The organism is Gottschalkia purinilytica, assembly GCF_001190785.1.
GTDB classification, from domain to species: Bacteria; Bacillota; Clostridia; order Tissierellales; family Gottschalkiaceae; genus Gottschalkia_A; species Gottschalkia_A purinilytica.
Genome location: NZ_LGSS01000002.1, coordinates 251,988 through 267,563 on the forward strand (window position 1 = coordinate 251,988; position 15,576 = coordinate 267,563).

Sequence of the window (15,576 nt, forward strand, 5' to 3'; positions counted from 1 at the left end):
CCTATTTATTATGTGTGACTACATATTTACCATTTAACGTTATATAACTATAGATTCTATATACGTCTTTCCTTATTGTATAGTCAAACTCTGATTTTACTGTTGTGTTTTGATAAACTAGACCATTCTGTTCCGGAACATATCTATTGAAAGCAAATTGTGGGGAACTTCCTGAATATTTGTCTGTTATAAAAGTAAATCCTAGTCCCTCAATTTTATCCATATTGTATGTCTGCCTTCCATCTTGCAGATAGAACTTAACTTCATAGCCTTCTGACGCTTTTCTATATGCCGGTAAATTCTTAGTTATTCTAGATTTTTCAGCACTATCTAGTTTCGATATATCTATAACAACATTAGTATCATCACTTTGTCTAAAATATGAGCTATTTCTTAAAGAACTAAGAGCTACACCTACTTCTAAGTCTTTTAATCTTAAAGATGCATATCCTACTCCTTTATTAATAGTAGTTGTAGGTATAGTAAGCTTTATTTTAGTATAATTATCATATTTAGAATCTGTTAAAGCCTGTTGATATTCTTTGTAGCTAAATTCTTTAGGAAAAGCTATATTTAGCTCTCCATTAGTATAAGTTATTTTTGCTGTAGTTATATCTTTATCTTCGTATTTGCCGCCACCTTGATCATCTTTACTTTTAAGTGTGGTCGCATAGTCATATGCATATCCTCTTGATTCTCCATATTCATTTACTGCCCACAATTTAAAATAGTATCTTGTATCTGGCTTCAAGTCTTTTATTACATATTTTAAATCTGTAGTCTCTCCTAAGAACTCATAGTCATCATTTGATCTAGACTTAGCATATATCTTGTATCTATCAGCTTCTTCTACCTTATCCCATTCTAGTATTATAGATCTTTCATGTCCTGGATAAGCTCTGAATCTAGTTGGTTCACCTGGTATAGGTAGTATGAATGTTATACCATTTTTATAAGTATAAGTACCACCATCAGGATTCTCTATTCTAACATCTTTAGTTACACTTTCTTGTTTGCTATTTAGCTCAACTTTTGGAGATGTAATTTCTATAGTATTGCTGTCAATGAATTTTACACCTGTTACTTGTGTATCGCCTATAAAGATCTTTGCTCCTTGTTGGAATCCTATCCCTGATATTGTTACTTTATGTCCTCCTGTATGATGAACCTCTCTTGGATTTACCCTTGTTATAACAGGACTTGATATATAAGTAAATCCGCCTTTTTTAACAGTTTCTCCTAATGCAGAATTGTTCTTTATGAACACGTCTACTGGTCCTAATATATCACTTGGAGGAGTTATAACTACAAGTTTGTTATATGATGACTCTTCTTTTATGACTTTTGCTTCTCCTGCCCCTATTCTCACAGTTATATCATTTACTCTAAAGTCATTACCTATGATAGTTATCTTTTCTCCACCTTTTGCACTACCTTTGTTTGGTATGATTTCTTCTATAACTGGATTACTTTCTTTGTCTTTATATATATAGTACAGTGGTTTTTTAGCTGGATCTATTTGTGCAGCTGAAGAGTCTGCTATACCTCCATCTTCATTAACAACAACTATACGAAGTGGTTTGTTTACATCTCCAGCTCTTCCTTTTGGAGATTTTACGACTATTTTGTCATCTCCATTACTTCTACTTACAACTTCTGCTTCTTGATTTCCTATAAATACTTTTACTCCTTTTCTAAAGTCCTTACCATATAGAGTAAATGTTAATCCTCCATCTAGTGTAGACTCTACTGAGTAATAGTCTATTTCACTTGTACCTTTTTTAAGTACTTCTTTTTTAGGCTCTGCATTGGTAATTAAAGGTCTACTATCTGGATTTTTAACTATGATTTTACCTTTTGCAGTTCCTCCGTCTTTATTTACCACTTTAACTTCTCTTTCTCCTACACCATCCATTGGTGGAGATACTACTTCTAATGTATTTGAGTTTATATATTTTACTTTTGGTGCTAATCTTCTTGTAACTATTAATCTATCTGATTTTACTTCTATTTTTATACCTTCTAATCTAGGGTTTCCATTCTCTGTAGGTAATGTTACTATAGCTGGTTTCCCTGATCTAACTTCTAGTGAACTTTTTAATTCGTCATTTATATATACAAATATGTTCTCTTTTGAACCTGGATCTCTATTATCATATTTTACTTTTACATTTCCTAGTTCTACTTCTGAGTAAGCTCCTACTATTTGAGCCAATCCTGATTCATTTCCAAATATAACTTCTGTGTCTATATTAGGATTTATATTACTATTATCTGTATTGCTATTTATGAATCCTTCACCTACTATTGTTACTTCTGTTCCTCCAGTCTTAACTATAGTATCTGGAGTTATTGTTTTTATAGTAGGTTTTGATGTTTCATAAGTAAATCCTCTTTTTAAAGTTGTAGTACCTGCATCTGGATTCACTAATATAACGTCAACTGCTTCACCTTTTTCATATGGTGGTATCTTAACCATAAGTGAACTTTGACTAGAGTATTTTACTTCAATAGCTTCTACCCCACCAAAGTATACTTTTGGAATTGGTTCTCCTTCATCATATTTTCCATTGCCATTTGTATCTACATATCTAAAGTCTCTACCTGTTATAACTACTGTTTGGTATCCTGCTGTTGAACCTTTATTAGGATCAATTTTTTCTATAACAGGAAAACTTCCTGGTACTCTAAATGTAAATCCATCTCTTTTGGTATCTGTTGCTCCGTCATAGTTTACTACAGTTACAGGAACAGTAACTCCTGTTTTTGCATCATCAGCTACTGGATAATTTGGAGTAGTTACTTGAATTTCTGTACCATCTCCATTAACTTTTACATTTGTACCTTTTTTCTCTCCAAAATATACATCTACTTTATCTGTAAATCCTGACCCTTTTATGGTGACTACCGTCCCACCATCTCTAGTTCCGAAATCTGGTGACAGTTCATCTATCTTAGGTTTACTTTGTGGAATCTTATAGTCAAATCCTTTTTCTCTTATGTCATAAGAAGCATCTGGATTCACTACTTTTACATCTACTTTAATAGGTAAATCACTTAATTTAGGAACTACTACTCTTATTGTTTGTTTATCTATTATATAAACTCCTGGTTCTTCGTTATCTTCTTTTTTAACTTTTAATTCAAGATCTCCAAAGAATACCTTAGTTCCTGTTTCTTTCATTTCTTGTTCATCTTCTATATCATATTTCGGTATTACGAAGTCATCACCTTTTATGATTACTTCTGTACCCTCTGTACCTTCTGATGGAGCTATTTCTTTTATTTTAGGTGCTGTTTTTATAGTTGTATATTCTATAGCCCCTTCTGCTGTTCCACCATCTGAGTTTATAACTTGAACTACCTTTTTACCTGGTGTACCAGATGGTGTAATTATAGTTATTGCTTCTATATTCTTTCCTTCTTTAGTCAGTCTTTCTACTTTTTCTATCTTTGCCACTTCTCCATTTATAGTTACTATCAGTTTTATTTGATTTGAGTAATACTCAAAGTTCTCCCCTGTTATAACTACTCTTTCTCCACCGTCTGAACTAACTTTTGATGGTGATATATCCAATATCTTTGGATCAGTTTGTGGATCTTTATATAAGAATGAATCTTTTATTCTAGTTATTCCACCGTCAGGGTTATATACTATAATGTCCCTATATCCTGGATTAGTTGAAGAAGGAAACTTTGTTACTAATCTAGTTCCAACTTTATTAAATACTCCATCTACCTCTACAATTCTTTTATCCTTTTCTATAGTTACTTCTTGAACTTCTGCTTCATAGTTTTTCTTAAATTCTTCAGGGTTACTTAATGTTCCACTTAAATATAACTTTATGGTTTCATCAGTTACATTAGGTGGCACAACTAACACCCTAGGTTTGGTTATCTTCCGTTGATCATTTTCATCTACACTACTCTTTACTAAGAACCTATCACCTTTTATTACTACTCTAGGATTAATCTCATCTTCCCCATCTTTAGAGATTGATCCTATGTTAGGTGTAACTTCATTTATTATAGGTACTTTTATAGTTTCATATATGAAATCTATCATTTGCCTTTCTACATATCCATAACCATCTAAAGGCTTAGCATCACCTTCTTTTTTATAACTAGTTTCAACTTGGACAGTTACTTTTACTGCTGTATCTTCTTTTGGGTTTAATGTTACTTTAGGAGTTTTTACTTTAAGTATTTGTTCCCCTCTTTCTCCTATGCTAGTTACCTCATTTAAGTTATTAAAATCAACATCATCAAGTGAAAACTCGGCATTTTCTCCATGGAATAAAACTGTGATTTTCCTTTCTCTTATTACACCTGTTTGTCCTTTTAAAGGATTTTCGTTATCATTTTCATCAATCTTTTTTACAAATACTAATCCTTTTTTATTAGGCTCTAATTTGGCACTATCTTCATCAGATACTACTATTCTCTTATCGCCCTTAATCTCTGTTTTGGTTCTTTGAAAGTTTTCTCCATATATAGATACTACTTCTCCGCCTATTTCGTCACCTCTATCTGGATCTATTTTGGTTAAGAACATATAGCTTCCTGAGCCTATATATGTAAATGTACCTACTCTTTTTCCATCTATAGTTATATCAACTGGAACTGCAACACTTGACGCAGGTGACTTAACTACTATTATCTTGTCATTTCCATCTTTAGTTACATTTTGTATAGGTGCAACTTGATCTCCAAATTTGATACTCATTTTATCATGAAGACCTGTACCTTTTATGTGGACTTCTGTTCCTCCAGTTATAGGTCCAGCATTAGGTGTTATCTCTGTTACTTCAAATGGTGTTGGTTTTGGTAATATTTCTAATTCTCCTATTAAAGTTACTGCTGTATTATTGTTGTTATCTATAACCTTAATGTTATGTTTTTGATTAGATACAGGTGATGGAACTTTTACCTCTATCTTATCAGCATCATTATCTTGTATTTCTGCAAGCTTTCCATTACTGTTTGGATCTAGTATATATACTTCTACGTTACTCGTAGGAAAGTTATTACCAAGTACTGTTATAATATCATCTTCATTAGCTACTCTCTTTGAAATATTTGATATATTATGTACTGGTAATTTAATTTGTTGATCAGTTAAACTTGATCTTCCACCATACTTAGTTTCTATATTAATATTGCATTTTCCATCAGTGAATCCTTCTGGCAAAGTAGCCTTTATAAATCCTTCTCTTTGTTGTACAATTGGCACTATAGCTTGGATTCCATCTTTTATGATCTCTAACTTAGTTACATTATCTCTTTCTCCTACTAGGTTAAAGTTACTTCCATATACTTCTAAATATGTTTTTACTTCTTCTTTTCCATTAGAAAGCATCTTTATTTCTTTATTTACTATAATCTTTTCTATTTTAGGATCTGGGATATATTGAAATGTAGCAAGATCTCCATTTCCGTCTTTTTCTATGGTAAGAATAGCCTCACCTACATAATTATCTGACTTAGGTATATCAACCAATAGTCTTGAATCATTAATTGATTTAACCTCTGCTTTTTCCTGGCCTGATCCTGATCCTCCTTTATAATGAACAGTTGCTGTAATCTTAGTTTTATCAGTTCCAAACCCGCTACCTGATACTTCAACAAGATTACCATTACCTGCTGATACTTTATTAGGTTTTATAGATGTAATCTTTGGAGTGTCATTGGCAGCAAATGCTACTATTTGACCAATGGGTAAACTTGTAAATATCATTGCAAATAATAGCACAAATGAAATTATCCTCCTTTTCATACTTTTTCCCCCTTTATTTAAAAGTTCTTTTATTTTACTCATAATATTACATATATGATATCGGCATTATTTGTGTAAAATTTACTCTTTGTTTTGTTACAACATTATTACACAAACCCCTTGGAAAAATTAATATAGACTCTTTAATATGCATTAATAGGTGGGTAACTTAATATATTTTAATATATTAAATATTAGGGAGTGAAAGTTTATGATAGACTTTGGAACTGCTAACCCACCTGATAACCCAACAGATAGTGAAAGACATGAACTTATTTTAAATAACTTACGAGATTTAAATAGAACGGATGACTATTATAACATAATAAAATATCTAGGTCCTATGAAAGAGATAACTAAAATAGCTCCTCCTGGAAAGTTTAAGGGTAAAAAAATAGGAATAATCGGTGCGGGTGCTGCTGGACTTTCTGCTGCGTTTGAACTTAGAAAGTTGGGATTTGACATAACTATACTTGAATCCTCTAATCGTATAGGAGGTAGAATTTATACATATTATTTTGATAAAGATAAAAAGTTATATGGAGAGCTAGGTCCTATGAGGATACCTGTTAGTCATGGAACTTCTTGGCACTACTTGAATATTTTGAACTTGAACACTACATACTTTCCTCAAGACGATCCAAATGCATTTATATATATAAATAATGTTAGAGTTAGAAGTGATCCTGAAGGTGAAAATGTAAGGAGAGAAATATACCCTCTTTTTAATCTTTCCAATTGGGAAAAAAGACTTCCTTGGACATCTCTTTTACAATATACTCCTGAGTCTACACTGCTAAGTATGCCTTCAGATATCCGTAAAGAAATATTACAAATAAGAAAGCATTATCATCCTATGGTATCTTACTGGGATCATTTTAATGCTCGACAAGCCTTTCAGCATTTTGGCATTAGTAATTGTGCTTTAAATATGTTATCTGGTTTGTCTCCTATTCTAGCTGCCTTTTGGTACTACGGATATATAGAGATGTTATTTGAATTTCTTTCTCTTTCTTTTGTAGATCTATATAGAATAGAAGGAGGATTCTCAAATATAACCAAAGCTTTTTTTGAATCCTTAACTAGTTCCAATCCTAAGGAATATGAAAATATTCCAAGTAGTTCTCTAGGTAAAGTTGATTTTAGATTAAATACAAGGGTATCTGGAATATATCAAAGTTCAAATAGAAACAAAGTTATATTAAAATACAAAGTTAAGAAGAATAAAGAATATGAAGAAGAATCTTTTGACTATGTGATTTGTACTATGCCTTTTTCTATTCTTAGAACTACAGATGTTTTTCCTCCTTTTTCTAACAGAAAGCAACAAGCCATAAGAGAACTGGAATATGTTGATAGTCAAAAAACTGCATTACTCTGTAATAGAAGGTTTTGGCAAGAGGGTGGTCCTGCTCAGAGAATAGTTGGTGGAGATTCTAATACTGACTTGGCTATAGCAGATATATGGTATCCTCCTTATACTCCTAATAGTAATGAACCTGGGGTATTAATTGCATCTTATAACTTAACTACTGATGCTGTAAGAGTAGGGGGACTTCCTATAGATATAAGGATAGAAGTGATAAAAAGACAAGTAGAACAGGTTCATGGTCTAACCCCTGGTTATTTGGATTCTATAGTTGAAGGCTATGCGTCTATGGATTGGATAAGCGAGCCTAACTATTTAGGAGCTTTTGGCTATTTTAGACCTGAACAAAAAAGACTTTTGTCTTATTATACTATAGCTCCAGAATATAATAATAGACTCTTATTTGCAGGTGATCATACTTCTATTAGTCATGGATGGCTAAATGGTTCTTTTCAAACTGCAATGAAAGCTGCAAATGATATAGCAATTCATTGTAATATGTGTTGCTAGAATAAAAGAAGTGCTCAAAAGGTAACTTTAAGTTGTCTTTTGAAGCACTTATATTTAATCTTTTTATCATATCTTAACTTCCAATCATGTCTAATAATATACTTATGAATCTATTAACCACTTTCATTATGTAAAGATGACCTAGTACTTCTTCTTTTGATTTGGTTCTTAATAGTAGGTTGCTATTATACCTGTGAAATAATTCTGAATATGTATGTATATAGTCGAAAAGCTTATATGGTTCTAGAAATTTTATAGATTCTGATATTACATCTTCTAGTTTAAGTATACTAAAAATAAGTTCTTTTCCGTCTTCATCATTAAAGACAATCCCTTCATTATTTTCCGGTAAGTTATATCCTTCTTTTTCTAATATTGATATGACATTAGATGTTCTTTCATATAAGTAAGTGATTTTGAAATAGTGACTACCTAGACTATTTTGTCTTGATACTTCAAGTGGTATATCTATATCACTTTTAAATGTTTTAGATATTGACCAGAAATTTATTTCTTTCCTTGTAAGTATACTTTCTATAGGATCTTCTAATTTTACTCCATTTCGTAATATTGTTAGCTTCCCTAAGTTTATATTTTTCTTTATGACCTGATTGTCACTTTCTTTTAGTTTATGTGAATCTATCATATCATATCCTTTAGATGAAAGTATATTCTTTAGTACAAAATAGTAAGACTCAGCTCTGCTTTTTATATCTATATCTTGTTTATTTTCTATATTTAACACTATTTTTTTATTAGGAGACTTATCTATTATATTTAGTCCATTTTGAATTACCATATCTCCTACTATAGTTATCCATTTTGAATCTAAGAAAATATTTATAAATCCTGGTTCTACTATTTCTACTTTTTTTATATTTAACTTTTCTTTATTAATTGAATTAACTATAATTTCTTTTTTGTCTATGTCTTTATAAAAATTTTTTACTTTTAATATTACATTTGTAGATAAGTCTCCATTTTCTTTTGTTTTAGGAACTAAAACATCAAACTCAATATCTTTTTCTAAACTTAATGCTTTTTTTATTTCTTCTTTAAATAGTAAAAATATATCATTTATTTTTCTTATTTTCAACATTGCTACCTCTACATTATATCTATTGAAAGTTTATTAGTAGTTTCTATTGAATCTGAAATACTTAGTTGGTATATTAAGTCTATGTTTCCTCTTCCTTTATCAGAAATATTTACGTCTACATGTTTTGTAAGTATTTCCATATCCATATCTCCATACACAGTTCCATACTCTGATTTATATCTTGTACCCTGTTGAAAAACTAAGCTTGATTTATTATTTCCAAATCTCTTCATAGAAACTTTTCTATCTTCTATTTTTAGCGTGGTCGTTGCTCCTTCCATTCCTGAAAGTTCTGTTTCATCATATACTAAATAATATGTTCCTTTCTTATTATAGAACTTTCCTTCTGTTATTAACTCTATAACATTTTCTTCTCCATCTAGTGTTGTTTGAGTACCTTTTATCTTAAGAGTAACTTCTTTCATGATGCACCTCCTATAGATTCTCTATATCTACTTTTTTTATTTCGTGTATATTTCTATTTAAGATATTCCCCCCTATTCTTCTAAACTTTTCTGGATCATCGCTTACGTAATAACAATGGATAGGCTTGTCTACTTTTCCTGATAATATGTTATTCTGCTTTAGTATTTGCTTTGCTTCCTTTGCTGTTTCAAAAGCTGGATTCACTAGAGATACTCCTTCACCCATAACTTTAGTTAATGTATATCTAAGTATAGGATAGTGAGTACATCCTAGTACCAAAGTATCTACGTTGTGTTCCTTTAAGTCTAATAGGTATTTTTCTGCTGCTATTCTAGCTACATCTGTATCTTGCCATCCATCCTCTACAATTTGAACAAATAATGGACATGCTACTCCTATTACTTCTGATGATTTTTTTAGTTCTCTTATTTCTTTTTGATATGCTTCACTATTTATAGTTCCTGTGGTTCCTATTACTCCTATTTTTCCATTTTTACTTTTAGCTGAAGCTGCTTTGGCTCCTGGCTCTATAACTCCTATTATAGGTACATCGAAATGTTCTAATGCTTCTTTTAATGCCATAGCACTTGCTGTATTACAAGCTATAATAATAGCCTTTACATTCTTACTTAGTAAAAATTTTATACATTGAAAAGAATACTTCATTACTGTTTCTTTTGATTTAGTACCATAAGGTATTCTTGCTGTATCTCCAAAGTAAACTATATCCTCATTTGGCAATTGTTCTGTAACTTCTTTTAGTACAGTTAATCCTCCAATTCCTGAGTCAAATATTCCTATAGGTCTGTTATCCATATTACCGCTCCTTTCGGTTACCGTTTACTTTTAAGTGTTAATTTATATTTTCTATAGTATATATGTTAGTATTGTATCAACTATAGTATATTATATGTTAAAAATATATAAATAGCCAAATAAAACTTTAGTAAAAAAATATGAGGTAGGCTAATTATATTAGCCTACCTCATATTAAAATGTAAGTGTTCCATTTTCATCTATTATTAACCTTAAAATTTGTTCCTCTTTTCCTGTTAGTGCATTTATATATACTATGAAGTCTTCGTTTTTATATTTTCCTCTAAACTCATAACATAGCACTTCTTGATTTATTCCTTTTGGAATAATTGCAAGTCTTGTACTTGTAATGTTATAGTCTTGTTTTACTCTACTTCTAGCTTCTTCTTCACTTATTTGTGGCTCACTTATTTGTCTTTGGTGATGTTGTTGTAAGTAAAGTGTTGAATCAATTCCTACTATTTCTCCATTGTCCAATGCTACTTTAACTTTTACAAGATCTGGATACACTGTTACATTATTTTCTGTATATGCATAGTTAAATACAGCTATACCGTCATTTCTAAGAGAATAGTTCGGCTCCATATTTTTAAATCCTTTTTCTTCTAAGAACAGTCTTGCTTTTTCTTGAGCTTCTCCCATTGTTAACTTATGTTTTCCTACAGTTCTTGGATTCGCCATCCATACTACGCTTCCACCTTTTTTACTTACACTAATATATATTGCTTTTTCTTTGTCTGCATTTTCAGGTGTTACGCTAAATGTATATGAAGGTATAGTAGCTTCTGAATCTAGATTCTTTCCTGCTTCAAATTGAGTTATTTTTCTTACTTTTTTTGCTCCTAAGAAATCTTTTACTATTTTTTTAGCCTCTTCTAAAGTTACATTTTTATCTCCTAATGCTTTAGGTTTTATCTTTCTTGCTTGATCTGAGAAAGGTCCATCATATATTAACTCTGGATATTTTGTCATTTCTTCTTCAAGCTTTACTAGTTGAGTGTTTAGCATATCCTTATTTGCTTTTCTCATTTGTTTATCTTCTCTATTTCTTATTTCATCAAAGTTTAGATCACCCTTCATAATTTTTCTATGAAGTCCTGATAATTCACTTGATAAGAATGTACTATATTTACTAAGTTCATTTAGAGAGTTTCTTTGTTCTTCTGTTAGTTCTTTCCCTTCTAAATGATCTTTTATAAGTGAGTTACAATAATCTGAAACTTGTGTTAAAAACCTAGTTGTCTTACTCATGTCTGAATGCCTTATTGGCATTTGTGATAACTTTTCTTGGGCTGCAGCAGATTGTTGCATTATTTGTGATAGTAATACTATGTTTTGCTCTTTTGATTCAGAAAGTAAGGCTTTAGATAAAGATACTTCTACATTTTCTATATGATCTTTTGTATCATAGAAAAGTCTTTGATATCCATTATTAAGAGCTGTTTTATATTCTTTTCTCATGTTACTTTGATTAATTCCCCAAGCTGCCAATCCTATTAAAAGTATAGCTAAAGGTATAGCTATAAGAGCAGTTTTGTTATAATTTCTTTCTCGTTTATCCAATTATCTCACCTCCATATCTATAATCCAAACCAGTGTTTGCCTATTTTTAGCATAACTTTTCTAGACCAAATCCATTTACTAGTAGCTGTCTGAGGATTCCAATAGTATAAGCATCCATAACTAGGATCCCAACCATTTAATGCATCTCTTGCAGCTTTTATAGATTCAGCATCTGGCGTTAAATTAATTTGACCGTCTGCTACTGCTGTAAATGCAAGTGGTTGATATATAACTCCTGCTATAGTGTTAGGAAATGCTGCATCGTTTACCCTATTTAATATAACCGCTGCAACTGCTACTTTTCCTACATAAGGCTCTCCTCTTGCTTCTCCATGTATCGCTCTAGCTAGTAAATATACATCATCTTCTCTATTTACACCTGTATTTCCTGGGCTTGAAGTATTAGTAGTAAAAGTTAATCCTAATGCTCTTGCTGTTTCTCCACCTACTATTCCATCTTGTGCAAGTCCATTACTTCTTTGGAAGTTTATAACCCCTCTGTATGTATCTGCACCATACACACCATCTACTTTTCCGTTAAAGTAACCCCATCTAAGTAGTTTATCTTGAACAGTTTTTACATCTTCTCCTGTAGATCCCCAATAAAGTTGTTTCTCTTGTTGCATAAGAGCTACTTCTTCAGAAGATTCTTCTTTATTTACAACTTTATCTAACTGTTTACTTGTTTCTTTATTCGTAAGAGTATCTATTTTTGGCTTATTGTTTATATATGTCAGTCCTAGTATTGAAGCTAAAAGTATAGATCCACTAAGAAACAGAACTATTTTTTTCAAATTTTTATCCTCCCTTCAATATTGAAAAGGTTTTTTATTTTATTTGCTTAAAGTGTGTACATATATTTTCTGTAAATAATTAAGAATTATTCAAAAAAATAAGAAATAAAAAAAATAAAGTTAGAACTTTAAAGTTTTAACTTTATTTCATTATTTCTTTCATTTCATCTGTCTCATTTTTAGTTACGAATATTTTTTCAAATACCTCTGCTATTTTAGATTTTAATTTTATAGGTTGATCTTGTGGTGATTCTTCATATGTACTTGACACAATACCATATTCATCTTCTGTTAATACTTCTTTTAATCTATTTTCTGTCTTTTTATCCGTTAATCCATTTTTTGCATCTACAAAACATAGTGGAGGAAACATAACACACCACCAGTTTTGTCCATTTCCTTCACCTATGATTATTCTTACACTTTCATATTCTCCAGCAGGAAGTGTAAAATTTCCATATGATTTAGTAGGAAAAGTATGTTTTCCTAACTTTATATCTACATCATAATCCTTACCACTTTCTTTTATTTCTTTTAATGCTATATCTCTTATTTCGTTCATATTTTGCTTTATTATTTTTCTCGTCTCTTCTATAGACTTAGAATTTATAAATTTATGACTTATTTCATTAAGTACTTTGTCTCTTACTTTTAATTTCAATTCTTGATCTTCTGGTAAGTCACTATTTGCAAGAACATGAAATCTTATAAGTTTGTCCTTATAAGTTTCGCTAGTTTTATAATATTTTTTTGATGCTATAATTCCAATACTTATTATAACTAAAGAAAACATAATAGTAATAAAAAATCCCTTTTTATTCTTAATAGACATGATGATAACCCCCTAATAAAAAAATAATTATAATTAACGTTCGTATTTATCAATATTTTTTATGGTTATCATTAAGTATTAACAAAAAGGAACTTTCTAAACATATTATTTTATACTTCCTGTCCTTCTAAATCTAGCATCCACACTCACATTTATCTTTACTTCTGGAAATATGTGATCCCAATCATTCTTTATTTCCTTCCATAATTTCGGCTCAAACTTACTTATATAATCACCTATTCCTACAACATCAGTATTAAGTTCTTTTTGTAACTTATTTAACGTATAATCTATTTCACCTTTTATTACCTGTTCTGCTTTCTTTTCTAACTCTTTTAAAAAATTGTCATTACTTAATTCAGGTTTACCATTCAATATATATTCTGAAGTTCCACCTTCAGTTGTTACCTTTATATCCATAACTATTTTGTCATCTTCTATTCTCAGGTTTCTAAATACGTGTATGTCATGAGTTATATAAGGGATTGTTATATTTTTATGTATTACATTGAATATGTCATTATTAGACTTTTTCTTTAATATTGATACTGCTCTAGTTTCTTTTACTCCTAACCAGTCTATAAATTTATAGTCTTTTATTAATGCACTTCCTTCTACCTTTACTTCATCTTTAGCTGAACTTACTGTAACTTTAGGTATTAATGCCGTCTTAGAAGTCTTTAAAGATGCAACAACTTCTTCAAGGTTTTGAGGTATATATGTAGAAGTAACTTTTGGTTTTTCAGTTAAGTCTTGTAGATAAGAAGCTACTAACGGCTGTATTTTAGGATTTGCTTCTACTATTTCGTCTCCTCTTCCTTCTGCCACAAATAACTCTAGTTTACGAGTTATGTCGTCTTGTCTATTTAGTGCATCTATCATTTGTCTAAAATAAATCGGATTTTTTGTTACATCTAATCCCATTACTGCAACTTTCATATGCTTAAAAAATGTATTTCCTGTCGCCTTAGATGAAACCTGTCGACTTCCTTCATAAGGGTTTTTAGCTACTGTTTTTAATACATGTTTTACTTTGGGGCTCTTACCTGTAGTCTTAGTTTGTATGTTTTCAAAGTTAGGCATAACATAAGTCATAGTGAATTTATTTTCTGAAGGTTTTTTAGTTTTTCTACCTTCTCCGTTCTCATCTTCATCTTTATATAAATCCATTGCAACAGACATTATAAAGAGTCTTTCATTTATCTCTACTCTATCCCAACATCCTGTTGTTAAAGTTAGTATAATAATAAATACGATTATCATTTTTAATAATCTATTTATCATATTGTGTCCTCCATTTCTTTTTAAACCACATTACTAGAATAAATACTATAGGTATAACAAATATAGTAATTCTATCTAAAGTTCCTGTATATAAATCAGTGTATTCATAAACTTCAGATATATTTTGTGGTACAGTGCTTAAAAAATATATTAAAAGCATAATTGGTATTACAAAAGGTTTTTCACTTTTAGCTTTAAATAGTCTGCTTATAGTAAGTGAAGATGTAAAGAGTATAGCTGATAAAGTTGTAAACATTATAAGAATCCAAATTGTTATCATAATACCATCAATATTCTCAATAAAAGCACTTGGTATTTTTACACTTCTCATAAGAGACATAAATGGCCATATTTGACTTTCTAATAGCTCTTTTCCATACTTTCCTAGTGTCAATAAATATATTACTAAATTAAAGGCAATTACTATAACTACAGCCCATAAATTATATTTCAGCAGGTCTTTTTTATCATCCTTAATGAATGGGGTAAATATGTAAATCATCTCAAATCCTGAAATTGATAAAAGTATTTTTGATATAGAACTTATTATATCTTTTATGGAAACATCAAATAAAGGAAAATAGTTTGAAAAATTTATGTCTACCGCAACAACTAAAATTACAAATATAACTGGTACAAATATTACAGGAGTAACTAAAGTAAATATCCTAGCCATACTTTCTATTCCACTTCTTACTGAATGTGCACATACAATAACTATTGTTATTCCTATAACTTGTATTGGTGTTGCATTTAGTAAATATACTCTTATAACTTCCATGAAAATCCTCAAGACTAAAGCTCCAGCACTTAAAATATGTAGAAAAAATATAAAACTAATAAGATTTGCTATAGGTGTAGGGAGTAAATCTTTTCCAAACTCCACCAAAGTTTTTCTTTCATATCTTGCTGCTACCTTTGTCATAATCACTACTAGAATCATTAAAATTATACCTGCTATTATTAAGGAAATCCATCCGCTACTTCCTACTTCAGCAGCAAGAACACTTGGTAAGTTTAAAACTCCTACTCCTATTACTGTATTGACTAGCAGTAATAAGTTCTGAGTCTTATTTATATTATTATTCCTATCCATCATATAAAAAC

General features: G+C 30.3%; 10 protein-coding genes. 1 reads left to right on the forward strand and 9 read right to left on the reverse strand.

The annotated features are described in order from the left end of the window. Position 1: 1 nt before the first annotated feature. A complete protein-coding gene (locus CLPU_RS02955) occupies positions 2-5,776 on the reverse strand; it encodes an IPT/TIG domain-containing protein (protein WP_050354150.1) in 5,775 nt (1,924 codons plus the stop codon). A 211-nt stretch (positions 5,777-5,987) separates the two neighbouring features. On the opposite strand from CLPU_RS02955, the gene CLPU_RS02960 reads away from it, so the two are divergent. After that, positions 5,988-7,655 (forward strand): flavin monoamine oxidase family protein, encoded by a 1,668-nt coding sequence (locus tag CLPU_RS02960; protein WP_050354151.1) that lies wholly within the window; start codon positions 5,988-5,990, stop codon positions 7,653-7,655. 73 nt (positions 7,656-7,728) lie between these two features. On the opposite strand, the gene CLPU_RS02965 is transcribed toward CLPU_RS02960, so the two are convergent. The 8 genes from CLPU_RS02965 to CLPU_RS03000 form a co-directional block, all read right to left on the reverse strand. Then, positions 7,729-8,751, reverse strand: a complete 1,023-nt coding sequence (locus CLPU_RS02965) for a DALR anticodon-binding domain-containing protein (RefSeq protein ID WP_235436090.1) — start codon at positions 8,749-8,751, stop codon at positions 7,729-7,731. A gap of 11 nt (positions 8,752-8,762) precedes the next feature. After that, entirely contained in the window at positions 8,763-9,179 is a 417-nt protein-coding gene (locus CLPU_RS02970) for a YwiB family protein (protein WP_050354153.1), read from the reverse strand. 10 nt (positions 9,180-9,189) lie between these two features. Next, positions 9,190-9,996: a glutamate racemase gene (gene murI / locus CLPU_RS02975; RefSeq protein ID WP_050354154.1), complete on the reverse strand. Its 807-nt coding sequence runs from the start codon at positions 9,994-9,996 to the stop codon at positions 9,190-9,192. Between the two features lie 174 nt (positions 9,997-10,170). Continuing rightward, the gene (gene ypeB / locus CLPU_RS02980; RefSeq protein WP_050354155.1) at positions 10,171-11,559 is read right to left on the reverse strand and encodes a germination protein YpeB; all 1,389 of its coding nucleotides are present in this window, start codon (positions 11,557-11,559) and stop codon (positions 10,171-10,173) included. A gap of 17 nt (positions 11,560-11,576) precedes the next feature. Beyond that, positions 11,577-12,353, reverse strand: a complete 777-nt coding sequence (gene sleB / locus CLPU_RS02985; protein WP_050354156.1) for a spore cortex-lytic enzyme — start codon at positions 12,351-12,353, stop codon at positions 11,577-11,579. Positions 12,354-12,495: 142 nt separating this feature from the next. Next, entirely contained in the window at positions 12,496-13,185 is a 690-nt protein-coding gene (gene spoIIR / locus CLPU_RS02990; protein ID WP_050354157.1) for a stage II sporulation protein R, read from the reverse strand. 105 nt (positions 13,186-13,290) lie between these two features. Next, on the reverse strand, positions 13,291-14,469 hold the full coding sequence (locus CLPU_RS02995; protein WP_050354158.1) for a Ger(x)C family spore germination protein: 1,179 nt from the start codon (positions 14,467-14,469) through the stop codon (positions 13,291-13,293). Next, positions 14,459-15,568, reverse strand: a complete 1,110-nt coding sequence (locus CLPU_RS03000) for a GerAB/ArcD/ProY family transporter (RefSeq protein ID WP_050354159.1) — start codon at positions 15,566-15,568, stop codon at positions 14,459-14,461. The genes CLPU_RS02995 and CLPU_RS03000 overlap by 11 nt, the downstream gene beginning before the upstream one ends. Between the last annotated feature and the right edge of the window lie 8 nt (positions 15,569-15,576).